This window comes from Massilia phyllosphaerae (assembly GCF_034659755.1).
Taxonomy (GTDB): domain Bacteria; phylum Pseudomonadota; class Gammaproteobacteria; order Burkholderiales; family Burkholderiaceae_D; genus Telluria; species Telluria phyllosphaerae.
In genome coordinates, this window is sequence record NZ_JAXSQX010000005.1 from 280544 (window position 1) to 300488 (window position 19945).

Annotated in this window: 24 protein-coding genes; 10 read left to right on the forward strand and 14 right to left on the reverse strand. The window is 64.9% G+C overall.

Features of this window, described 5'->3' with window-relative positions; all coding sequences use genetic code 11:
* Positions 1-22: 22 nt before the first annotated feature.
* Positions 23-397, forward strand: a complete 375-nt coding sequence (locus tag U1H99_RS20115; RefSeq protein WP_141837481.1) for a response regulator — start codon at positions 23-25, stop codon at positions 395-397.
* 1 nt (position 398) lies between these two features.
* Positions 399-1421, forward strand: a complete 1023-nt coding sequence (locus tag U1H99_RS20120) for a methyl-accepting chemotaxis protein (protein ID WP_323143489.1) — start codon at positions 399-401, stop codon at positions 1419-1421.
* 12 nt (positions 1422-1433) lie between these two features.
* On the opposite strand, the gene U1H99_RS20125 is transcribed toward U1H99_RS20120, so the two are convergent.
* Together U1H99_RS20125 and U1H99_RS20130 are read right to left on the reverse strand one after the other, a co-directional pair.
* A complete protein-coding gene (locus tag U1H99_RS20125; RefSeq protein ID WP_323143490.1) occupies positions 1434-3233 on the reverse strand; it encodes an ABCB family ABC transporter ATP-binding protein/permease in 1800 nt (599 codons plus the stop codon).
* Positions 3234-3305: 72 nt separating this feature from the next.
* Positions 3306-4094: an SIMPL domain-containing protein gene (locus tag U1H99_RS20130; protein WP_323143491.1), complete on the reverse strand. Its 789-nt coding sequence runs from the start codon at positions 4092-4094 to the stop codon at positions 3306-3308.
* Between the two features lie 178 nt (positions 4095-4272).
* Between U1H99_RS20130 and U1H99_RS20135 the strand changes: the two genes are divergently transcribed.
* Genes U1H99_RS20135 through U1H99_RS20145 form a run of 3 tightly spaced genes read left to right on the forward strand, consistent with a single transcriptional unit; the run spans position 4273 to position 6395 of the window.
* A complete protein-coding gene (locus tag U1H99_RS20135; protein WP_323143492.1) occupies positions 4273-4659 on the forward strand; it encodes a BlaI/MecI/CopY family transcriptional regulator in 387 nt (128 codons plus the stop codon).
* On the forward strand, positions 4656-5972 hold the full coding sequence (locus U1H99_RS20140; RefSeq protein WP_323143493.1) for a TonB family protein: 1317 nt from the start codon (positions 4656-4658) through the stop codon (positions 5970-5972). The genes U1H99_RS20135 and U1H99_RS20140 overlap by 4 nt, the downstream gene beginning before the upstream one ends.
* A gap of 39 nt (positions 5973-6011) precedes the next feature.
* Positions 6012-6395, forward strand: coding sequence for an energy transducer TonB (locus U1H99_RS20145; RefSeq protein WP_323143494.1), 384 nt, complete (start codon positions 6012-6014; stop codon positions 6393-6395).
* Positions 6396-6443: 48 nt separating this feature from the next.
* Here the strand turns inward: U1H99_RS20145 and U1H99_RS20150 are convergent, their stop codons facing one another.
* Complete coding sequence (locus U1H99_RS20150; protein ID WP_323143495.1) at positions 6444-7094, reverse strand: 3-oxoacid CoA-transferase subunit B; 651 nt, start codon at positions 7092-7094, stop codon at positions 6444-6446.
* A 19-nt stretch (positions 7095-7113) separates the two neighbouring features.
* Positions 7114-7812 carry a CoA transferase subunit A gene (locus U1H99_RS20155; protein ID WP_323143496.1) on the reverse strand — a complete coding sequence of 233 codons (699 nt, stop codon included), beginning with the start codon at positions 7810-7812 and terminating at the stop codon, positions 7114-7116.
* 159 nt (positions 7813-7971) lie between these two features.
* Between U1H99_RS20155 and U1H99_RS20160 the strand changes: the two genes are divergently transcribed.
* Positions 7972-8532, forward strand: a complete 561-nt coding sequence (locus tag U1H99_RS20160; protein ID WP_323143497.1) for a LuxR C-terminal-related transcriptional regulator — start codon at positions 7972-7974, stop codon at positions 8530-8532.
* A gap of 30 nt (positions 8533-8562) precedes the next feature.
* Here U1H99_RS20160 and U1H99_RS20165 read toward each other — a convergent pair whose 3' ends face one another.
* The 3 genes from U1H99_RS20165 to U1H99_RS20175 are packed head-to-tail and all read right to left on the reverse strand — an operon-like array spanning position 8563 to position 10608.
* Positions 8563-8982 carry an acyl-CoA thioesterase gene (locus U1H99_RS20165; protein ID WP_323143498.1) on the reverse strand — a complete coding sequence of 140 codons (420 nt, stop codon included), beginning with the start codon at positions 8980-8982 and terminating at the stop codon, positions 8563-8565.
* Between the two features lie 46 nt (positions 8983-9028).
* On the reverse strand, positions 9029-9835 hold the full coding sequence (locus U1H99_RS20170; protein ID WP_323143499.1) for an alpha/beta fold hydrolase: 807 nt from the start codon (positions 9833-9835) through the stop codon (positions 9029-9031).
* Positions 9832-10608, reverse strand: a complete 777-nt coding sequence (locus tag U1H99_RS20175) for an SDR family oxidoreductase (RefSeq protein WP_323143500.1) — start codon at positions 10606-10608, stop codon at positions 9832-9834. The genes U1H99_RS20170 and U1H99_RS20175 overlap by 4 nt, the downstream gene beginning before the upstream one ends.
* A 178-nt stretch (positions 10609-10786) precedes the next feature.
* On the opposite strand from U1H99_RS20175, the gene U1H99_RS20180 reads away from it, so the two are divergent.
* A complete protein-coding gene (locus U1H99_RS20180) occupies positions 10787-12463 on the forward strand; it encodes an electron transfer flavoprotein-ubiquinone oxidoreductase (RefSeq protein ID WP_323143501.1) in 1677 nt (558 codons plus the stop codon).
* Between the two features lie 83 nt (positions 12464-12546).
* On the opposite strand, the gene U1H99_RS20185 is transcribed toward U1H99_RS20180, so the two are convergent.
* The 5 genes from U1H99_RS20185 to U1H99_RS20205 all read right to left on the reverse strand — a co-directional run bounded on the left by U1H99_RS20185 (position 12547) and on the right by U1H99_RS20205 (position 15160).
* Positions 12547-12963 (reverse strand): hypothetical protein, encoded by a 417-nt coding sequence (locus U1H99_RS20185; protein ID WP_323143502.1) that lies wholly within the window; start codon positions 12961-12963, stop codon positions 12547-12549.
* 39 nt (positions 12964-13002) lie between these two features.
* Positions 13003-13458: a metallophosphoesterase family protein gene (locus tag U1H99_RS20190; protein ID WP_323143721.1), complete on the reverse strand. Its 456-nt coding sequence runs from the start codon at positions 13456-13458 to the stop codon at positions 13003-13005.
* A gap of 5 nt (positions 13459-13463) precedes the next feature.
* The gene (locus U1H99_RS20195; protein ID WP_323143503.1) at positions 13464-13748 is read right to left on the reverse strand and encodes a DUF378 domain-containing protein; all 285 of its coding nucleotides are present in this window, start codon (positions 13746-13748) and stop codon (positions 13464-13466) included.
* A gap of 103 nt (positions 13749-13851) precedes the next feature.
* Positions 13852-14505 (reverse strand): YcbK family protein, encoded by a 654-nt coding sequence (locus U1H99_RS20200; protein WP_323143504.1) that lies wholly within the window; start codon positions 14503-14505, stop codon positions 13852-13854.
* Positions 14506-14629: 124 nt separating this feature from the next.
* Complete coding sequence (locus U1H99_RS20205; protein WP_323143505.1) at positions 14630-15160, reverse strand: GNAT family N-acetyltransferase; 531 nt, start codon at positions 15158-15160, stop codon at positions 14630-14632.
* A gap of 210 nt (positions 15161-15370) precedes the next feature.
* On the opposite strand from U1H99_RS20205, the gene U1H99_RS20210 reads away from it, so the two are divergent.
* The 3 genes from U1H99_RS20210 (at position 15371) to U1H99_RS20220 (ending at position 18262) form a co-directional block, all read left to right on the forward strand.
* A complete protein-coding gene (locus U1H99_RS20210) occupies positions 15371-16393 on the forward strand; it encodes a sulfate ABC transporter substrate-binding protein (RefSeq protein WP_323143506.1) in 1023 nt (340 codons plus the stop codon).
* A 372-nt stretch (positions 16394-16765) separates the two neighbouring features.
* Positions 16766-17743, forward strand: coding sequence for a serine hydrolase (locus U1H99_RS20215; protein WP_375341633.1), 978 nt, complete (start codon positions 16766-16768; stop codon positions 17741-17743).
* Between the two features lie 90 nt (positions 17744-17833).
* Positions 17834-18262: a DUF7684 family protein gene (locus U1H99_RS20220; RefSeq protein WP_323143508.1), complete on the forward strand. Its 429-nt coding sequence runs from the start codon at positions 17834-17836 to the stop codon at positions 18260-18262.
* Positions 18263-18268: 6 nt separating this feature from the next.
* On the opposite strand, the gene U1H99_RS20225 is transcribed toward U1H99_RS20220, so the two are convergent.
* The gene (locus U1H99_RS20225) at positions 18269-18907 is read right to left on the reverse strand and encodes a hypothetical protein (protein WP_323143509.1); all 639 of its coding nucleotides are present in this window, start codon (positions 18905-18907) and stop codon (positions 18269-18271) included.
* Between the two features lie 104 nt (positions 18908-19011).
* On the reverse strand, positions 19012-19872 hold the full coding sequence (gene motA, locus U1H99_RS20230) for a flagellar motor stator protein MotA (RefSeq protein WP_323143510.1): 861 nt from the start codon (positions 19870-19872) through the stop codon (positions 19012-19014).
* Between the last annotated feature and the right edge of the window lie 73 nt (positions 19873-19945).

Consider the following 19945-nt stretch of genomic DNA (forward strand, 5'->3'; position numbering starts at 1 on the left):
TCAATATAAAAAGGAAATCGAAATGGCCAAGACTATTCTCGTCGTCGACGACTCCGGCACCATGGTGCTGAGCCTGAAGAACAACCTCGAGATCGCCGGCTTCGCGGTGCAAACCGCAAGCGACGGCCTCAAGGGCCTGGAACGCCTGAAGGCCGGCCCGAAGCCCGACCTGATCATCACCGACATCAACATGCCGAACATGGGCGGCATCGAATTCATCGGCAAGGCGCGCGCCACCCCGGGCTTTCGCTTCACGCCGATCCTGGTGCTGACCACCGAGAGCCAGCAGGCGCGCCGCGACGAAGCCAAGAAGGCCGGCGCCACCGGCTGGATGGTCAAGCCGGTGGCCGGCGCCGACCTGCTGAAGATCGTCAAGCAAGTGCTGCCGGGAGCCTGACATGCGCCTGACCATGCGCTTGCCCTCGGCCCTGGCCGCGCCCTTGCGGCGCACTTCCGCACGCCGCGCCGCCGCGCCGGCGCGCCCGGCCGCCGGCGGCTACGAGGCGGCCATCGAGGCCAGCCTCGCCCTGGACCGCGAGATCGGCCGCAAGCTCGACGAAGCGGTGGCGCACACCGAGACCTCGGCGCTGGCCATCATGCAGCAGGTGCGCGCGCTGTCCGACCGCTCGACCGAGTTGGCGGCGCGCCTGCAGCAGGCGACGAGCGATGCCGCCGCCTTCGAGGAAGACATCGCCGCCAACGCCGCGGCGCTGGCGCAACTGGCGCGCTTCCTGGAAGGCCTGCCGGCGCGCCTGCAGCGCGACCTGGCCTGCATCTCGGCCATCGCCGGCGAGATCAAGGGCCTGTCCGGGCTGGCCGAGAACGTGCAGGCGATCAGCATGCAGTCGCACCTGGTGTCGGTCAACGCCGCGATCGAGGCCAGCCGCGCCGGCAGCGCCGGCCACGCGTTCAAGGTGGTGGCGTCGGAAGTGCGGGCGCTGGCGGCGAATTCGCACACGGCGGCCACCCACATCGGCGGCAGCCTGGAGCGTATCCGCAGCATGCTGAAGGAAGGGCTGGAAAACAGCACCGCCGAGTCGGCCGAGGACATGGTGCACATCAACCGCGTCTCGCAGGCGGTGGCGCGCCTGCAGACCAGCTTCGACCGCGCCTGCGGCAGCTACCGCGAGCGCCTGGGCGAGATGCACGACCACGGCGAGGCGCTGGCGGCCGGCACCGTCGAGGTGCTCGGCCAGCTGCAGTACCAGGACGTGGTGCGCCAGTGCGTGGAACGGCTGCAGGCCGCGATCGCCCAGCGCAATGCGGCGCTGGGCCAGGAATTCATCGGCAATCCGGTGCCGCAGCCGGACGTGCTGGCGCGCCTGGTGGCCGACATCACGGCCGAGTACCTGGCCACCGAGCGGCTGCACGGGGACGGCATGACGGCCGAGAACAGCGCGCCGGCGATCGAGCTGTTCTGAGCGGCAGCGGCACTAAGCGCGTTCGCGGTCCATGTGCTGCTGCAGCATCCACAGGCGCGCATACGCTCCCTTGCGCCGCAGCAGCTCGGCATGCGTGCCCTGCTCGACGATGCGTCCGCGGTCCATCACCGCGATCGAATGCGCGTTGACGATGGTCGACAGCCGGTGCGCGATGATCAGGGTGGTGCGCCGATGCGACAGGCGCTCCAGTTCCCGGGCGATCGCGTGCTCGGACACCGAGTCCAGCGCCGACGTCGCCTCGTCGAAGATCAGGATCGCCGGGTCCTTCAGGATCACGCGGGCGATGCCGATGCGCTGGCGCTCGCCGCCGGAGAACTTGACGCCGCGCTCGCCGGCCGGGGTGGCGTAGCCTTCCGGCAGCGAGGCGATCAGGTCGTGCAGCTGCGCGGCGCGGGCGGCGCCGATCACCTCGTCCTGGGTGGCGCCCACGCGCGCATAGGCGATGTTGTTGCCGATGGTGTCGTTGAACAGCGCCGTGTCCTGCGGCACCACGCCGATCGCGCGGCGCACGCTGGTCGGGCTGCGGTGGCGGATGTCCTGGCCGTCGATCAGGATGCGGCCGCTGACCGGGTCGTACAAACGCAGCAGCAGGCGCGCCAGCGTCGACTTGCCGGACCCGCTGCGGCCGACCACGGCCAGCGTCGTGCCGGACGGGATGTGCAGGCTCAGGTCGAACAGCACCGGGCGCTCGGGATCGTAGTGAAAGCTCACGTGCTCGAACACGACATCTCCTGCGACCGCATGCAGCGCCGGCGCATCGGGCGGGTCCTCGATCTCGGGCCGCAGGCGCAGCAGCGCGAACAGGCGCTCGGCGTTGACCCAGGCGTCGCGCGATTCGCGGTACACGAAACCGAGCGCGTTCAGCGGCAGGCAGACCTGCAGCGCATAGGCATTGATCAGCACCAGGTCGCCCACGCTCATGCTGCGCGCCAGCACCGCCTGCCCGGCCAGCAGCATGATGGCGGCGACGCCGGCGGCGATCACCCCGCTCTGCCCCACGTGCAGGATGAACAGCGCACGCTGGTTCTTGATGCCGGCCCCCATCCAGTCTGCCATCGTGGCCGAAAAGCGGCGCGACTCCCAGGCTTCGTTGGTGAAGGCCTTGACGGTGTCGTAGTTCATCAGGCTGTCGGCCATCTGGCCCTTGGCGCGCGAGTCGAGCTTGTTGACGCGGCGCTGGTAGATCACGCGGCGCGCCGTGAACACTAGCGTGAAGCCGGCATATGCGAGAAAGGTGGCCACGATGATGACCGCGAACGAAGGCGGATAGCGGCCCAGCATGATGGCCAGCACCAGGCCGATCTCGACCAGGGTCGGCACGATGGTGAACAGGCCGATCCCGAGCAGGAAGGCGATGCCGCTGGTGCCGCGGTCGATGTCCGGCAGCAGGCTGCCGACCTGGCGGCTAGCGTGGAAGCGTGGCCCCAGCGCAAGCAGGTGGGCAAAAGTCCTTTCGGCGTAGGCCTTGACGGTGTTCAGCGTCACGCGCGCGAAGATCAGGTCGCGCCACTCGTTGAACAGGGTCGACGAAAAACGCAGCAGGGCGTAGTCGGCCAGCAGGTAGGCCGGCAGGCCGAGCGCCAGGTGCGTCGGCAACGGCGCGTGGGAAAAGGTGTCGATGATGCGCTTGAGCAGCAAGGGCACGGCCACCGTCGCCACCTTGGCCACCAGCAGCAGGACCACGGAAAAGGCGATGCGCCAGCGGTAGCGGCGCAACAGTTGCCACAGTTCGGCGACGAAGCGCCGCCGCTCGCCTGTCTGGTCTGCCGTGCTGTCGGCCGTGTCCGCCATCGTCCTCTACCCCGCCGCTGGTTTCCCATTGGACCTTGGCGGCGGTTGCTTGACTCCCCGGCGCCGGCGGGTTCAAGGTTTCTTGAGCGGGCGTGGCCTGGCGCCGGACAGGTTCTCGAGGCGGAAGATCACGTCGACCGGCTGGTTCAGGCGGATCGCCGTGATCGTCATCAGCTGTTCGCGGTCGACATTGCCGCGGTCCGGAGCGCCCGAGCGGCGCTCGAAGCGGAAGTCGTCGCGCTGCAGGCCCATCGCGGTACTCAGGTTCTTGATGGCATCGGGCGTCACCGCGGTGACGGCGCCGAGGCGGCGTCCGGACGCGGCGGCGATGACCTCGGCGCGGCGGCGCGCATCGGCGATGGCGTTGGCCACCAGCTCGTCGTTGGTCTGCTGCATCGTGCCGAGATCGAAGGTCGAGGCGAAGCCGTCCAGGTTGGGCTTGCCGAACAGGCCGCCGGCCAGGGCCGGCCAGCTGCTGACGTTGCGCACGCTGATCTTGACGTCGCAGCGCAGCTCATACAGCGGACCGCCGCCGGGCGCCTGCTCCCCCTTGCGCACGCTCTGGCGCACCTCGCGCACGACGGCGTCTTCCGGGTCCAGGCCCAGCTGCTGCATCAACGCCCGGATCTCGCCCACGCGCGCCTCCAGCACGGCCTTGGCGGCGGCCGGATCCCCGTCCGTGGCAACGATCTCGAAATCGAGCACGGCGATGTCGGGGATCACCGCCGTGTAGGCGCTGCCGACCACGTGCACGAACGGATAGTCGGGTACGGGCGAGGCCTGGGCCGCGCCGGCGGCGCAAGCCAGGGAAAAGGACAGGGACAGCGCAACGGCGCGCAGGCGGGTTTTCATGTCGGTCATGCGATCTCCATCGTCAAAGAAATCTTGTTGTTCGCGCAGGCGCGTTAAGTAGACATTGTTGTCTATGCTAGACCCATCCTGTTCTCTTCTGCAAGCTCCATGCGTTCAAATAATTCAGTAGACAACCTCTTCTAGACGGTTTAGTCTATGTATGCACAATCGATATCAAGGATCCGCCATGGCCAAGTCTCCCGCCCTCCCTAAGCCGACCCCGGCCGAACTCGACCTGCTGCAGGTGCTGTGGCCGCTGGGATCCGCCACCGCGCGCCAGGTGCACGAAACCATCCTCCGGGAGCGTCCGGAGGTGACCTATGCCACCGTGCTGCGCCTGATGCAGATCATGCATGGCAAGGGCTTGCTGATCCGCGATGAGAGCGAACGCTCGCACGTGTACGCGCCGGCCCAGGCCCAGGAATCGCTGCAGACCAACCTGCTCAAGGACCTGATGCAGCGCGCCTTTTCCGGCTCCGCCAAGGCGCTGGTGCTGGCGGCGCTCAAGACCGGCATCTCGAAGAAGGAACGGGAAGAAATCGAGAAGCTGCTGAAAGACGAGGACAAGCAATGAGCACCGCGCCGGCGGTTGCCGCGATCGGCTGGGCGCTGCTGCACTTCGTGTGGCAGGGTGCGCTGGTCGGCTGCGTCACGGCGCTGGCGCTGACGGCGCTGCGCAACGCGGCGCCGCAGCGGCGCTACGCGGTGGCCTGCCTCGGCCTGCTGCTGTGCCTGACTTGGCCGCTGGCCGGCCTGGTGCTGGGACTGGGGAACAGTCCGGACGGCGGCAAGGCCGCGGGCGCCCTGCCCGGCCTGGCTGTCGCCGCCGGCGCCGACAGCGCGGCCGGGCTGCCGGCATGGCTGCTGGCCTGGTGTCAGGGCCACCTCGACTGGATCGTCGGCCTGTGGGGCGCCTGCACGGGTACCCTGGCACTGCGCATGGCGCTCGGCCTGGCCTGGATCGGCCGCGCCGGCCGCGCCCGGGCCACCGACCCGGCCTGGCAGGCGCGCCTGTCGCAGATGGCGGCGCGTTTCGGACTCGGCCGCGCCGTGCGACTGCGCATCGTCGACGGCCTGGCCAGCCCGATCACGGCCGGCTGGTGGCGTCCGGTGGTGCTGGTGCCGGCCGCGCTGGTCGCCGGCATGCCGCCGCAGCTGCTGGAAGCCCTGCTGGCGCACGAACTCGGCCACGTGCGGCGCCACGACTACCTGGTCAACCTGCTGCAGAACCTGATCGAGACCCTGCTGTTCTATCACCCGGCCGTGTGGTGGATCTCGCACCGCATCCGCATCGAACGCGAACAGATCGCCGACGATTACGCCGCCCACCACCTGGGCGAGCCGCGCCGCCTGGCGCTGGCGCTGTCCGAACTCGAGCGCCTGCAGTTTTCGGGGCACCACCTGGCGCAGGCGGCCACCGGCGGCGACCTGACCGCGCGCATCCGGCGCCTGCTGCGTCCTGGCCGGCAGGTGCTGGACTGGACGGCCGCCCTGCCAGTGCTGGGCCTGGCGCTGGCCTGCGCCCTCAGCGCGCACGTGCTGAAGCCCGCCGCCACGTCGGTCTTTGCGCCGGCGCCGCCTCTTGTGCATCGGGACACGCTGCGCGGCGTCAGTAGAGGCCCGATCGCCGATTTCTCGACCTGCGCCAAGCCGGAGTACCCGCACGCCGACCTTAACGCCGGCCACCAGGGCACCACGACCCTGGCCTTCCTGATCGACGCCGAGGGCCGCGTCGCCGAATCGAGGGTCGAGCGCTCGAGCGGCTACGCGACGATGGACGACGCCGCGCGCGCGGCGATCGCCGAATGCAGGTTCAAGCCGGGCACGGTCGACGGACGCGCCGCGGCGCAGTGGGCCAACGTGCAGTACGTCTGGACACTGGAGTAAGGATCATCAACGACGGCCAGAGGCCGAGGAGGAGTAGCCATGTTTCAACATTCACCCGCACGCAAGGCCGCACTCGGCTTCGCGCTGGCCTGCGCCATGGCCGGTTGCGCGCCGCTGGCCATCGCCCAGCACGACGCCGGAGACGTGACGCAAAAAGCGCTCCTGGATTTCAACTCGTGCGCCAAACCCATGTATCCGCAATCCGATCTGCGCGAGCGCCACCAAGGCACGGTCGCGCTCGACTTCAAGGTCGGCCAGGACGGCAAGGTGACCGCATCGAAAGTCCAGCGCTCCAGCGGTTTCGCGGGTCTGGACGAAGCGGCCCGGGTCGCGCTCGAAAAATGCAGCTTCAAGCCGGCGCTGAAGGACGGCCGGCCGGTCGAAGCATGGACGCTGGTCCAGTACGTCTGGACCCTGGAATAAACGAACGGCCCGCCACCGGACGGACCGGTTGTGGGCCAGTGACTGCGCTCAGACCGCCGACGTATCCAGCTCGGCCTGGGTCGCCGCCACCACCTGCTCCTTGCTCACGCCCGGCGCCAGTTCCACCAGCTTGAGGCCGGTATCGGTGATGTCGAGTACACCGAGGTCGGTGATGATGCGGTCGACCACGCCGACGCCGGTCAGCGGCAGGTCGCACTTTTTCAGGATCTTGTGGCTGATCGAGCCGTCCTTGGCGGTGGCGACGTGTTCCATCACGACCACCACGCGCTTGACGCCGGCGACCAGGTCCATCGCGCCGCCCATGCCCTTCACCATCTTGCCCGGAATCATCCAGTTGGCCAGGTCACCTTGTTCCGACACCTGCATCGCGCCCAGGATCGCGAGGTTGATCTTGCCGCCGCGGATCATGCCGAAGGAATCGGCCGAGCTGAAGTAGGCCGAGCCCGGCAGCGCGGTCACGGTCTGCTTGCCGGCGTTGATCAGGTCGGCATCGACGTCCGCATCCGTCGGGAACGGACCGATGCCCAGCAAGCCGTTTTCCGATTGCAGGAACACTTCGATATCGTCCGGGACGTAGTTGGCGACCAGGGTCGGCAAGCCGATGCCCAGGTTCACGTAGAAACCGTCCTGCAATTCCTTTGCCGCACGCGCGGCCATTTCATCACGAGTCCATGCCATGGTTGTCTCCGTCCTGGTCTTATGCTGGGCGCACGGTGCGCTGTTCGATGCGCTTTTCCGGCGTCGGGTTATGCACGATGCGGTGCACGAAAATGCTCGGGGTGTGCACCTGATCCGGATCGATCTCGCCGATCTCGACCAGTTTTTCGACTTCCACGATGCAGATCTTGCCCGCGGTGGCAACGTTCGGGTTGAAGTTGCGTGCGGTCTTGCGGAACACCAGGTTGCCGGCGCGGTCGGCCATCCAGGCCTTGACCAGCGACACATCCGGCAACAGCGCGCGTTCCATCACGTACATCTCGCCATCGAATTCACGGGTTTCCTTGCCTTCGGCGACGATGGTGCCGTAACCAGTCTTGGTGAAGAAGGCCGGGATGCCGGCGCCGCCGGCGCGCAGCTTTTCGGCCAGCGTGCCCTGGGGCGTGAATTCGAGTTCGAGTTCGCCGGCCAGGTACTGGCGCGCGAATTCCTTGTTCTCGCCGACATAGGACGCGATCATCTTCCTGATCTGGCGCGTGGTGAGAAGCTGGCCGAGGCCGAAGTCGTCGACGCCGGCGTTGTTGGAGATCGCCGTCAGGTCCTTGACGCCGGAATCGCGCAGCGCCAGGATCAGCGCCTCCGGAATGCCGCACAGGCCGAAACCGCCAACGGCGATGGTCTGGCCGTCCTGCACGACGCCTTCGAGCGCAGACCGCGCATCTGGATAAACTTTGTTCATACCCGTCCCTTGTTTATAGATGTAAGCCGGAAACGTCAAGCGAGCCCGGCCCGATGTGTACCGCAGAGTAGAATGGCAGCATAAAATAGCACTCTTCCAAGCACAATACCGTAGAACTACCGGCCACCGCCCAGGGAGACAACCGAGGTGCCCACCGACATGAACGCATCATACGCCATCGATTACGAGATGATTTTCCAGCATGCGCCGGTCGGCATGTGCATTTCGATCGACCGCATCATCCAGTCCTGCAACCATGCCTTGGGCGCGATGTTCGGCTATGACTGTGCGCAATTGAACGGCGAGTCGTTTGCGGTGCTGTACCCGACGATGGACGAGTTCCTGCGCACCGGCGACCGCATCATCCCGATCATGAACGCGCGCGGCCGCTATTCGGACGAGCGCATCATGCGCCGCGCCGATGGCGAGCTGTTCTGGTGCCATGTGACCGGCCGCGCGCTCGATGCCGGCAAGCCGCTCGGGGCCGGCGTCTGGACCTTCGAGGACGTCAGCGAAAAGCGCCCGGTCACGGCCGAGCTGACCCCGCGCGAGCGCGAGATCGCGGCGCTGCTGGTGGAAGGAAAGACCAGCAAGGTGATCGCGCGCGAGACCGACCTGTCGCCGCGCACGGTGGAGATGCACCGCGCCAAGCTGATGAAGAAATTCTCGGCCTCGACCTCGTCCGAACTGGTGCACAAGCTGGTGGGTGTGGCGCGCTGAAGCGGGCAGCACCCTGCCCGCCGGGTTGCTTTACGCCGCGGGCACCAACGCCTTCAGCGCTTCCGGCAGCGGCACCGACTTCTCGGCCGCATAATTGACCCACACCACCTTGGCGCCGCCTTCGGCATGCACGACGTCGGCGTTGCCGTTCTCGTCGACCAGGCGGATCTCGTGCGTGACTTCGATGCTGGACCGGCCCGGCGTGCCGACGAAGGTGCGCACCTCGATCTGGCCCGGGTACTTGAGCTGCCTGGCGAAGGTGCAGTAGGCGGTGACGATCACCGGTCCTTCGCTTGCGGTGTCGGTACGTCCCGCGGTCTCTTCCAGGAAGGCGATGCGCGCGGTCTCCATGTAACGGAAATAGACGGTGTTGTTCACATGCCCGAATGCATCCATGTCGCCCCAGCGGATATCCTGGCGCATGACGTGGACGTGTTTCTTGTCACTCATTACTTGCTGCCTTACTTCGTTAAGAATGCTTCGTTGAAAAAAATCGTTACGGCGCGGCGCCCGCGCTACTCTCGTCGCCGCCGATGATGGACCCGACGATACGACAGAAATTCCGCGGATCCTCGAGCATCATCATGTGCCCGGTCTTCGGCTGCACCAGTACCTGGCGCGCCGCCGCCAGCACCCATTCGGGCACGTCCCAGCCGGCGGCCGACTGTTCGCCGCCCAGTAGATACAGTGGAGTGCCGCGCACCAGCACGCGCCGCACCAGGTCGGGCCAATCGGGCTTGCCGGTTTCCGCGACGGTCGAACGCGCCATGCGCTGCACGGTCGTGTACGGCTGGTTGTTCAGGATGTCGCGCGCCCAGGCGATGCGTTCGTCATAGGCTTCGATGCCGCTCTTTTCGAGCCAGGCGGCGGGCGCGTCTTCCATCGCGCCGTACTCGGCTGCCCACTCTTCCTCCTCCAGCGCGGCGATGCGCGCGCACCAGAAGGCGTCGCGCAGCGTGAAGTTGCCCTCGACGCTGATCAGGCCGCGCACCAGTTCCGGCACGCGGTCGGCCACCATCATCGCCACCGCGCCGCCGACGCTGTGCCCGAGCAGCCAGGCCGGCTGCTCAATCTCGTCGCGCAGGTATTGCGCCAGCGCGTCCGCCTGGCCCGGCAGGTCGATCCCGGCTTCCTCGCTGCGATGGCGGCCATAGCCGATCATGTCGGGTGCGTGGACATCGATGCCTGCCAGCAGCCGCGCCGGCTCGAAATAATCGATCGGCCCGAGCAGGCCGTGGACCATCAGCAGCGCTGCGCCCTTCGCAGCGCCCTTTGCAGCTCCCTTATCTACTGCACCGGTCATTGCGCCGTCATGCCGTCGTCGGCGGTGATGATGGCGCCGTTGATGAAGTGCGCTTCCTCGGCCGCCAGCAGCAGCAGTAGGCCATCGAGGTCTTCCGGCTTGCCGGTGCGGCGGCGCGGCAGCATCTCGATCAGCTTCTTGCCCTGCTCGGTGCCGAAGTAATCCTCGTTCATCTCGGTGGCGATGTAGCCGGGGCAGATCGCATTCACGTTGATGCCGTAGCGGCCCCACTCGACCGCCATCGCCTTGGTCATCTGCACCACCCCGGCCTTGCTCATGCAGTACACGCCGATCTGCGGCAGTACGCGCAGCCCGGCCACCGAAGCGATGTTGACGATGCGGTGCTGCTTTTTTGGGTCGCCCTTGGCGCGCTGGATCATGCGCTTGGCGGTCTGCTGGGCCATGAAGAAGGCGCCGCGCAGGTTGGTGTCCATCATGTAGCCGTAGTCTTCCTCGGTGACGTCGAGCAGGCGCTGGGTCGTCGAGACCCCGGAATTGTTGACCAGGATGTCGATCGGGCCGACCTCGGTCTCGGCATGCGCGATCGCCGACTTGATGCTGGCGAGGTCGGTCACGTCGAGCGTCACCACGTGGGCGGCGCCGCCGTCGGCCTCGATCTCGGCACGCAATTCCTTGAGCCGCTCGAGGCGGCGCGAGGCCAGCACCACCTGGGCGCCGGCGCCGGCCAGCGCCTTCGCGAAACGGGCGCCGAGGCCGCTGGAAGCGCCGGTGACCATGGCGATCTTGCCTTCGAAATTGACTTCGATTCCCACGTGGGTCTCCCTTAGCCGAACGTTATTCTGTTGCGAAGACATTATGATTGCACACTTCGCCTATTTCACGCGGTTTAGATTGCCGCATCTAATACATGCCCTACAATAGCGCACGGCGTTGCAATCGCGAGCAAAAAAGTGCACACTCGTGCTTAAATTTTTTCAACACTAGATAATAATGACTCAGCCCAACAACATCCTCGAACAATACGGCCCGCGCGAGGCGATGGAATACGACGTCGTGATCGTCGGCGGCGGCCCGGCCGGCCTGGCAAGCGCGATCCGCCTCAAGCAGCTGGCCGCCGAGAAAGGCCGCGAGGTGTCGGTCTGCGTGCTGGAAAAAGGCGGCGAACTCGGCGCCCACATCCTGTCGGGCGCGGTGATGGATCCGCGCGCGCTGACCGAACTGTTCCCGAACTGGAAGGAACTGGGCGCGCCCCTGACCACGGCGGTGACCGAAGACCGCGTGCTGTTCCTGACCGAGACCAAGTCCTACGCCACGCCGTCGTTCATGGTTCCGAAGATGCTGACCAACCACGGCAACTACGTGATCTCGCTGGCCAACGTGGTGCGCTGGCTCGGCCAGCAGGCCGAAGCGCTGGGCGTCGAGATCTTCCCCGGCTTCCCGGCAGCCGAAGTGCTGTACAACGACGACGGTTCGGTTAAGGGCGTGGCTACCGGCAACATGGGCGTGAACCGCCACGGCGAACCGACCGATGCGTTCCAGCTCGGCATGGAACTGCACGCCAAGTACACCTTCTTTGCCGAAGGCTCGCGCGGTCACCTCGGCAAGCAGCTGATCGCCAAGTACGACCTGAACAAGGGCAAGGACCCGCAGACCTACGGCATCGGCATCAAGGAACTGTGGGAAATCGATCCGGCCAAGCACCAGCCGGGCCTGGTGGTGCACACCGCCGGCTGGCCGCTGGACAACAGCACCTATGGCGGCTCCTTCCTGTACCACCTGGAAAACAACCAGGTCGCGGTCGGCTTCGTGGTCGGCCTGGCCTACCAGAACCCGTATTTGTCGCCGTACGAGGAATTCCAGCGCTACAAGACCCACCCGGCGATTCGCGGCTTCTTCGAAGGCGGCAAGCGTATTTCGTATGGTGCGCGCGCCATCACCGCCGGCGGCCTGCAATCGCTGCCGAAGTTCGTGTTCCCGGGCGGCGCCCTGATCGGCTGCGACGCCGGCTTCCTCAACACCAGCCGCATCAAGGGCAGCCATGGTGCGATCAAGACCGGCATGATGGCCGCCGACGCCGCCTTTGCCGCGCTGGGCGAGGAACGCCAGCACGACGAACTGGCCAGCTACCCGGCGGCCTTCGAGCAGTCCTGGCTGCACGAAGAGCTGCACGTGGCGCGCAACTTCAAGCCGTGGATGAGCAAGGGCCTGTACCTGGGCACCATCATGACCGGCATCGACCAGATCCTGTTCAAGGGCAAGGCGCCGTGGACGCTGCACCACAAGCACGCCGACCACGAATGCCTGCGCCCGGCGTCCGAGTTCACCCCGATTGTTTATCCGAAGCCGGACGGCAAGCTGACTTTCGACCGCCTGTCGTCGGTATTCATCTCGAACACCAACCACGCCGAAGACCAGCCGGTACACCTGACGCTGAAGAATCCGAACGTGCCGGTGGAGGTCAACCTGGCCCGCTACGCGGGTCCGGAATCGCGCTACTGCCCGGCGGGGGTGTATGAGTACGTGAAGACGGATGCAGGCGGTGACCGCCTGCAAATCAATGCCCAGAACTGCGTGCACTGCAAGACCTGCGACATCAAGGATCCGACCCAGAACATCGTGTGGGTGACGCCGGAGGGCGGCGGCGGGCCGAATTATCCGAACATGTAATAATATGTAGTCAATAAAAAACCGGCGCCTTGGCGCCGGTTTTTTTATGCGAGTGTACTCAATACACGAGCGGAAGCGCCGCCTTAGTACAGGCGCCGGCCGTGCTTGCCGAAGTTATGCCCGGTCACGATCAGCGAACTTTCGACCAGCGTCGACAGGCCCAGCAGCAGTTGCACCAGCTTGTCGTCCGGCAGTACCCAGATCTGCCCTTCCGGCTGGCCGGCGTTGGTGGCGGCCATGATCAGCGGCGCGACCCAGCTGGCGTCCGGCTCGACGTCGAGCAGGATGGCATCGGCCGTGGTCTGCATGTAAATGTCGCCGCCGACCGCGAGGCGGAAGCGCACCCCCACCCCGGTTTCCTGCGGCTGGATCAGTTCCAGCATGGCCTGGTTGTGCTCGGCGATCCACAGCTCGACATCCTGCGGCGTCTCCAGCGGCGTCCAGGGTACCTCGCGGAAGCGGGGGCGGTCGGTGGCGTTGTCGCGGGCGTCTTGGTTCATGGTGTGGCGCTATCGGAATGAGTGGAAACGGCGCGTATGCTACACCAAGGTCATCAGCTTGACCGCGACCTCACCGTTTTCGATCAACAATTCTCCGGCGGAGATGGGCAGGCTGAAGCGCCGCCGGCCGGCGCTGCCCGGGTTCACGTAGAGGACGCGGCCGCGTTCCGTGCAGGACGGCTTGTGCGAATGCCCGGCGACCACCACGCGCACGCCGTCCGCGGCCGGATCGAGGTCGAGGGTTTTCAGGTCGTGGATGACGAACAGCCCCACGCCGCCCAGTTCGAGGCGCGCGGTTTCCGGGATCGAGCGCGCCCAGACGGCGGTGTCGTTGTTGCCGCGGACCACCGTCAGAGGCGCAAGCGTGCCCAGGCGCTCAAGGATGTCGGGTCCGCCGATATCGCCGCCATGGACGATGTGATCGGACCCGGCAAGGAAGTCGAGCGCCTCGGGACGCAGCAGGCCATGGGTGTCGGAGATCAGCCCGATCCTCAGCCGCCTCAATGGCGGGGCCGGCTCATCTTGGCCGCGGTATAGATCGAGTACAGTGCCGCGATGCCGACCAGCACGTAGACCAGCCGGGTGGCCGGGCTGCCGGGGCCGAACAGGGTGGCGACCACGTCGACGTCGAACAGGCCGACCATGGCCCAGTTCAGGCCGCCAACGATCAGCAGCGCCATGGCGATATAGTCGACCGCCGACATGGCCGAGTGCCCTTCGCGCGCGGCCGCCCGCCGTTCCGGCAGGTGCCGCCGTTCCATGGTTGGTGAATTTACGCTTGCCATCTTCGCCTCCATTACCAAAAAGGTCAGGTCCAGGCTCTAAGATAGCAAAAACGCGTGGGCATGCGCGCCGCTTATCCGATTGGCATGGCGGCGCCGGGGCGTCTCAGCCCTTCCAGGTACGATTCAAGCCGGTATCGGCGTGGATCCAGCCGCCCTTCGGGCCGCCGCGGTAATAGAAGCCGACGCCGCCTTTGCGGAAGCTCTTCACCAGGCCGCCCAGCACTTCCTCGGTCAGGCCGGCAATGCGCACGTCGGCGGCCTTGCCCGACATGTGCAGCGACTGGCGCGCGGCCGGCACGCCCTGCTCGATCAGGCGGCTGTTGGAGGCCGGGGTGCGGTAGCCGGACAGGATCTCCATCGGCTTGTCGAGGCCGTAGCGCGCGACGAAGGCTTGCGACGCCCACAAGGTCTCGAGCAGCTTGGGATCGATCGGGATCGATGACTTGCCATTCACGTCGCGCAGGATGTGGCACAGTTCCTGGTAGGCGGAATCGATCACCTGGCCATCTTTCCAGTACAGCACGTTGGTGCGCTCACCGCTCTGCGGGCGTATCACGGACAGGGTGCGCGGCTTGGCCCAGAAATCGGGGTCGACCACCTGGGCATCGAACAGGTCGGGCGGCGGTTCCACGCCGACGGCATCGGAAGTTTGCGAAGCGCCGGCACGGGCGGCGCGGGCATCGATCAGGGGCACGGCCACCAATCCGGCGGCAGTCAGGCGCAAGCCCTGGTGTAGGAAGTCTCTGCGGGAAGCCATAACGAACTCATCATTTTAATGCGCGTACTATATCGCAATGCACAAATGGATTGAAGACGTGTTCGTTACAGTTTGTATTACGGAATGTTTCACGCAACACTGCGGATGCATTAACTGAGTTTAATCAATTACTGCAGTTGCAAAAGCGTTTGCGCGCGGGCGGCTCCATCGCATCCAGCTGTTTCCAGAGGAAATCGCATTCGAGGCCGAAGCAGGCTTTGTCCTTGCCCGCATTGACGTAGCCGTGGCGCTCGAAAAAGGTGCTGGCCGAGGCCGGGCTGTGCATGTGCAGCTTGCTGATGTTCCAGGCGCGCGCCCGCGTTTCGACCGCGGCCAGCAGTTCGCTCCCGATGCCGCTGCGCAGGCGGCCGGGCTGGACGTAACACAGCGCCAGCTTGCCGGCCGGGGTCAGCAGCGCCAGGCCGACCAGCTGCCCGGCCTGTTCGGCGACGACGGCGTAATTGCTGGGGGAGGCAAACCAGGTCGACACGTTTTGCGTGGTCTTGTTGCCGAGCCAGGCCTGGAGCAGCTCGGGACGCTGGCTGTGGTCCGCCGCGCAGCCCTGCTCGATCGACTGGCGCAGCAGCGCGCAGGCTGCTGTCGCGTCGTCCGGTGTCGCCTGGCGAATGTCAATACCGCAAATCTGAATACCCATGAACTTCTGACGTCAAATACGAGCTGGTAGGACACTTCTGCGAGGTCCGACAAGCCGGACTATAACCCAAACGGGAACTCTCTGCTTTGGCATGGTCCGCCAGCCATGCCGGCGGAATCGGACGTTTAAGCATATGATGAAAATGTACTTTTGTTTTGCCCTGCAATAACGGATGATCCAGGCTTCTTACCAAGTATGTACAGGACCCACATGAAGACTCTGCATTTCTCTCCATTGCGCCGCATCGTGCTGGCGTTTGCCCTCGGCACGGCGGCCGCATCGGCGGTGGTGCCGGCCCAGGCCGCCGAAGTCGAGCTGCTGAACGTGTCGTATGATGTGGCCCGCGAGCTGTACAAGGACGTGAACCCGGCCTTCATCGCGGCATGGAAAAAGAGCAGCGGCGAAACCGTCACTATCAAGCAATCGCACGGTGGTTCCAGCAAGCAGGCGCGTGCCGTGGCCGACGGCTTGCCGGCGTCGGTCGTCACCATGAACCAGGCCAACGATATCGACATGCTGGCCGACCGCGGCCTGGTCGCCGCCGACTGGGCCAAAAAATTCCCGAATAATGCGGCCCCGTATTACTCCACCATGGTATTCCTGGTGCGCAAGGGGAATCCGAAGCAGATCCGCGACTGGGCCGACCTGGCCAAGCCGGGCGTGCAGGTCGTGATCCCGAATCCCAAGACCGCGGGCAACGGCCGCTACACCTACCTCGCGGCCTGGGGCTCGGTGATCAAGAAAGGCGGCAATGAAGCCCAGGCGCGCGACCTGGTGGCACGCATCTTCAAGAACGTGCCGGTACTCGATGGCGGCGGCCGCGCCGCCACCACGACCTTTACCCAGCGCCAGATCGGCGATGCGCTGGTCACTTTCGAAAACGAGGTGAACCTGGTGCGCGCCGAATTCGGCAACGACTTCGAAGTCGTGTATCCGTCGATGTCGGTGCTGGCCGAATCGCCGGTGGCAGTGGTCGACAAGGTGGTCGACCGCCAGGGTGTGCGCAAGCAGGCCACCGCTTACCTGAACTTCCTGTATTCGGAAGCTGGCCAGGCGCTCGGCGCCAAGCATTACATGCGCGTACGGAACGAGAAAGTGATGAAACAGTTTGCCGCGAATTACAAACCGATCCAGTTGTTCACCGTGGATGAAGTGTTCGGTGGCTGGCGCACCGCACAGAAACGGCATTTCGACGATGGCGGCGAATTCGATAAGATTTATCAAAACAAATAATGGATTCAATGCGGCATTCACCAGGATGCTGAATTGAACATAAAGGCTGTATATATATACAGGATTATGGGAAGCGACCTGTTCTTGAAGGAATTTTTAACCACTCATCAGTAATTTCTTTGCATAATTTCCCTGTACAAATAAGGCCTTGCGACAACGCGAGGCCTTTTTTCTTGTAGAATCTTGCAGTTGGTTTTGATTTCCTTTGAGCGACATTGTTATATGTCCATCGGCATGTAATCAATCAATGGAAAATTCCCAAGTAGCTTGCCGCTACTGGTGATTCGTTTGATGTTCCGCCGCCGTCCGGCGCCCGACCATTAACCCGTACCCTATTCATACATGATCAAAAAATTCATTGCTGCCGTATTGATGACGATTTCCAGTGCGGCCGCCCTCGCGGTGCCGTTCGGATCGCAATCGGTGCTGGTGGTGGAAGACGATACCGGCAAGGTGCTGTTCGAAAAGAACGCCTCGACCGTCGCGCCGATCGCTTCCCTGACCAAACTCATGACCGCCATGGTCGTGCTCGATGCCCACCAGGACATGAACGAGCCGATCGAAATCGAAAAGAGCGACGTCGACGTGCTCAAGCACAGCTCGTCGCGCGTGCCGGTGGGTGCCACCATCCCGCGCCGCGACGTGCTGCAGCTGGCCCTGATGTCCTCGGATAACCGCGCCGCCGCCGCCCTTGCCCGCACCTACCCGGGCGGCACCGAGGCCTTCCGCGCCGCCGTCAAGCGCAAGATCATGGCGCTCGGCATGACCCAGACCGTGATCGAAGAGCCGACCGGCCTCAGCCCGCACAACCAGTCGACCGCGGCCGACCTGGTCAAGATGGCGACCGCAGCCTCGAATTACGGCGAAATCACCCGCATCACCACTTCCTCGGATCACCTGATCAACATCAAGGGCCGCGAAGTCGAGTACCACAACACCAACCGCCTGGTCGGCGCCAAGGGCTGGGACATCGGCCTGTCGAAGACCGGCTACACCCAGGAAGCGGGCCGCTGCCTGATCATGCGCGTGAAAGCCGCCGGCAAGAACGCGACCATGGTGCTGCTGAACGCCGGCGCCTCGTCGGTGCGCCTGCTGGACGCGCTCAACATCCGCCGCCACGTGCTGAACGACGAGATCCCTGTCGCGACCACCCCGGCCCGCGCCACCCGCGTGCGCACCGCCGCTGCCGGCCCGCGCATCAAGGCCGCGCTGCGCGCACCGCGCATCAAGAGCGCACTCGCCGGCCCACGCATCAAGGCCAGCGCCGGCGGCGCCCGCGCCAAGGCGTCGAGCGGCCGCGCGCGCAGCAAGCACGTGGTGGTGGTGACGCGCCACCGCCGTCATCGCTGATTGCACGCGCTGTATATATAGGTATGTGTAAAAAAGCCGGCAGGGCGACCTTGCCGGCTTTTTTCATGGCGCCGTGGTAAGCTGCCGGCCATGCAAAAAACCGTCAACTACCTTCACCTTCTCCCCGACGGCAGCCTGCCGCACATGATGGACAAGACGCCCTTCATGGCGATCCTGATCGCCGACGAGGACGTCTCGCAGATGTGGCTCTGGGATACCAGCCGCTGGCTGGTGGAAGCCGGCTGCCGCGTGCTGCTGGCCTGGGGCAAGGATGCGGAAGTCTGGAGCGAAGCGGTCGACGACGCCGCGGCCGAAGCCCTCGACGCCGCAACGCCCGAGGATGCCGACGACCAGGCCGTGGTCACCACCTCGCACGAGGACGACGACCTGGAAGAGCTGTTCTGGTTCGCCCGCCACCGTGCGGCGCACCCGGTGCTCACGCTGAACAGGACGCTGATCGTGCACGTGGCCGCCGGTCCGCGGCGCGAGGAACTCGAAGCCGCCTGGGCGGCGGCTTGAGCGACATCAGTGGCTATCGAGACTCGGCTGGAACGGCACTGCCGGCGGCGTACATTGCTTGACCGGTTCCACCTGGTTGGTGGCGGAACTTTGCGTGTAGCATTCGTCGAATACCGAGCAGTAGCAGGCTGAATATTTGATTTCATGCATCTGGTCATGCAAGGCGGTGAAACTGGCTGTTGGCGTCAACGGTTCTGTCCAGGTGAACATCTTGACCGAACTCCCGGCACGCACCAGGGTGCCGACGATGCCGTTGCGCCTGTTCATGCTGTCGAGATCGTCCCGCTTCCACCCGGCGCAGCAGGCGTCGAGCAGCGCCTTCAGGTCCGGCACCGGCTTGCCCTTGAACGTCAGCTCGACCCATTCGATGCGTGCCGGTCCGATACCGTTATTCGCCATCTCGTACTCGACCAGGCCACGCGCGCGCTCGGTGCCAGGGAACATCGTCATTGATTTCGTCGAACGCATCAGCTCGAGGTAAGGATAGCTGTTGGCCTTGACCAGCTTTTCCATCGAATGCGCTGAATGCAGGCCCAGCCACAGTGATACCAGCGAGACGACCGTCGCCGCCACGCCGAGAATGATGTCGAGCCAGCGCACGCCGGTGCCGTGCGGGTGGTGGTGTTGATGGCTTTCGTGTTCCAACAGCTTCTCCCTTGCCGAACATCAGCGAAAATGTGCGAAAAGGAAAAGCATAACAAATCATTCTTGCCAAATAGTCACACTTTATTGCATGAGCAAGGATGGGCTCAGCGCGCCTTCAGCTGGCGCACATGCCCTTCCAGCTCGGCAAAAGTCGGACGCTCGGTGACGGAGATGACCTTGCGCCCGAACTCCACCGCGATCGCCGGCGCATAGCCGTTCATGCTGGCCAGCAGCGTCACCTTCACGCACTGCAGCGCCTTGGCCACTTCCTGGTGGCGCCGGTGCAGCAGGCTGGACAGCGACGAGACCAATCCATACGACAGCAGGATGCCGAGGAAGGTGCCGACCAGTGCCGCTGCGATCAGCGCGCCCAGCCCGGCCGGCGGCTTGCCGACCGACCCCATCGTGTGCACCACGCCCATCACCGCGGCGACGATACCGAAGGCCGGCATGCCGTCGGCCAGCTTGTGGATGGCCTGCACCGGGATCTCGGCGTCTTCGAGGTAGGTCTGGATTTCGTTGTCCATCAGGTTCTCGACCTGGAAGGTGTCCATGGTGCCGGACACCATCAGGCGCAGGTAGTCGGTGATGAACTCCATCAGGTGCGGGTCGGCCGCCACCAGCGGATGCTGGACGAACAGCGCGCTGGCTTCGGGGTTGTCGATATCGCGTTCGAGCGACATCAGCCCTTCCTTGCGCACCTTGGTCAGCACGTCGAACAGCAGCGCCATCAGCGCCATGTAGAGCGCGCGCGTGTAGCGCGAGCCGCGGAACAGCGACGGTATGCTGTGCCAGGTGAGGTACAGCGCCTTGCGGTCGTTGGCGATGACGAAGGCGCCGAGTGCGCCGCCGAAGATCATCAGCAGTTCATACGGCTGGAACAGCGCGGCCAGGTGACCGTCCTGCAGCGCAAAGCCGCCGAATACCGCCAGCAGCACGACGACGAAACAGACAACGACCAGCATGAGCGCTCCCCGATTTGATTCCCAGCGAAAACTTTATCACTATTGCCATTTGGAAATCAAATAATCGGTTTGC

Coding starts and splice junctions, on each gene's coding strand:
- motA (WP_323143510.1), bottom strand. CDS start 19,872: ATGCTGGTCGTTGTCTGTTTCGTCGTCGTGCTGCTGGCGGTATTCGGC.
- U1H99_RS20125 (WP_323143490.1), bottom strand. CDS start 3,233: ATGGCGGACACGGCCGACAGCACGGCAGACCAGACAGGCGAGCGGCGG.
- U1H99_RS20200 (WP_323143504.1), bottom strand. CDS start 14,505: ATGGCTTCCCGCAGAGACTTCCTACACCAGGGCTTGCGCCTGACTGCC.
- U1H99_RS20205 (WP_323143505.1), bottom strand. CDS start 15,160: ATGGGTATTCAGATTTGCGGTATTGACATTCGCCAGGCGACACCGGAC.
- U1H99_RS20165 (WP_323143498.1), bottom strand. CDS start 8,982: ATGAGTGACAAGAAACACGTCCACGTCATGCGCCAGGATATCCGCTGG.
- U1H99_RS20160 (WP_323143497.1), top strand. CDS start 7,972: ATGAACGCATCATACGCCATCGATTACGAGATGATTTTCCAGCATGCG.
- U1H99_RS20220 (WP_323143508.1), top strand. CDS start 17,834: ATGCAAAAAACCGTCAACTACCTTCACCTTCTCCCCGACGGCAGCCTG.
- U1H99_RS20135 (WP_323143492.1), top strand. CDS start 4,273: ATGGCCAAGTCTCCCGCCCTCCCTAAGCCGACCCCGGCCGAACTCGAC.
- U1H99_RS20150 (WP_323143495.1), bottom strand. CDS start 7,094: ATGGCATGGACTCGTGATGAAATGGCCGCGCGTGCGGCAAAGGAATTG.
- U1H99_RS20210 (WP_323143506.1), top strand. CDS start 15,371: ATGAAGACTCTGCATTTCTCTCCATTGCGCCGCATCGTGCTGGCGTTT.
- U1H99_RS20120 (WP_323143489.1), top strand. CDS start 399: ATGCGCCTGACCATGCGCTTGCCCTCGGCCCTGGCCGCGCCCTTGCGG.
- U1H99_RS20145 (WP_323143494.1), top strand. CDS start 6,012: ATGTTTCAACATTCACCCGCACGCAAGGCCGCACTCGGCTTCGCGCTG.
- U1H99_RS20185 (WP_323143502.1), bottom strand. CDS start 12,963: ATGAACCAAGACGCCCGCGACAACGCCACCGACCGCCCCCGCTTCCGC.
- U1H99_RS20115 (WP_141837481.1), top strand. CDS start 23: ATGGCCAAGACTATTCTCGTCGTCGACGACTCCGGCACCATGGTGCTG.
- U1H99_RS20155 (WP_323143496.1), bottom strand. CDS start 7,812: ATGAACAAAGTTTATCCAGATGCGCGGTCTGCGCTCGAAGGCGTCGTG.
- U1H99_RS20215 (WP_375341633.1), top strand. CDS start 16,766: ATGACGATTTCCAGTGCGGCCGCCCTCGCGGTGCCGTTCGGATCGCAA.
- U1H99_RS20170 (WP_323143499.1), bottom strand. CDS start 9,835: ATGACCGGTGCAGTAGATAAGGGAGCTGCAAAGGGCGCTGCGAAGGGC.
- U1H99_RS20130 (WP_323143491.1), bottom strand. CDS start 4,094: ATGACCGACATGAAAACCCGCCTGCGCGCCGTTGCGCTGTCCCTGTCC.
- U1H99_RS20140 (WP_323143493.1), top strand. CDS start 4,656: ATGAGCACCGCGCCGGCGGTTGCCGCGATCGGCTGGGCGCTGCTGCAC.
- U1H99_RS20180 (WP_323143501.1), top strand. CDS start 10,787: ATGACTCAGCCCAACAACATCCTCGAACAATACGGCCCGCGCGAGGCG.
- U1H99_RS20195 (WP_323143503.1), bottom strand. CDS start 13,748: ATGGCAAGCGTAAATTCACCAACCATGGAACGGCGGCACCTGCCGGAA.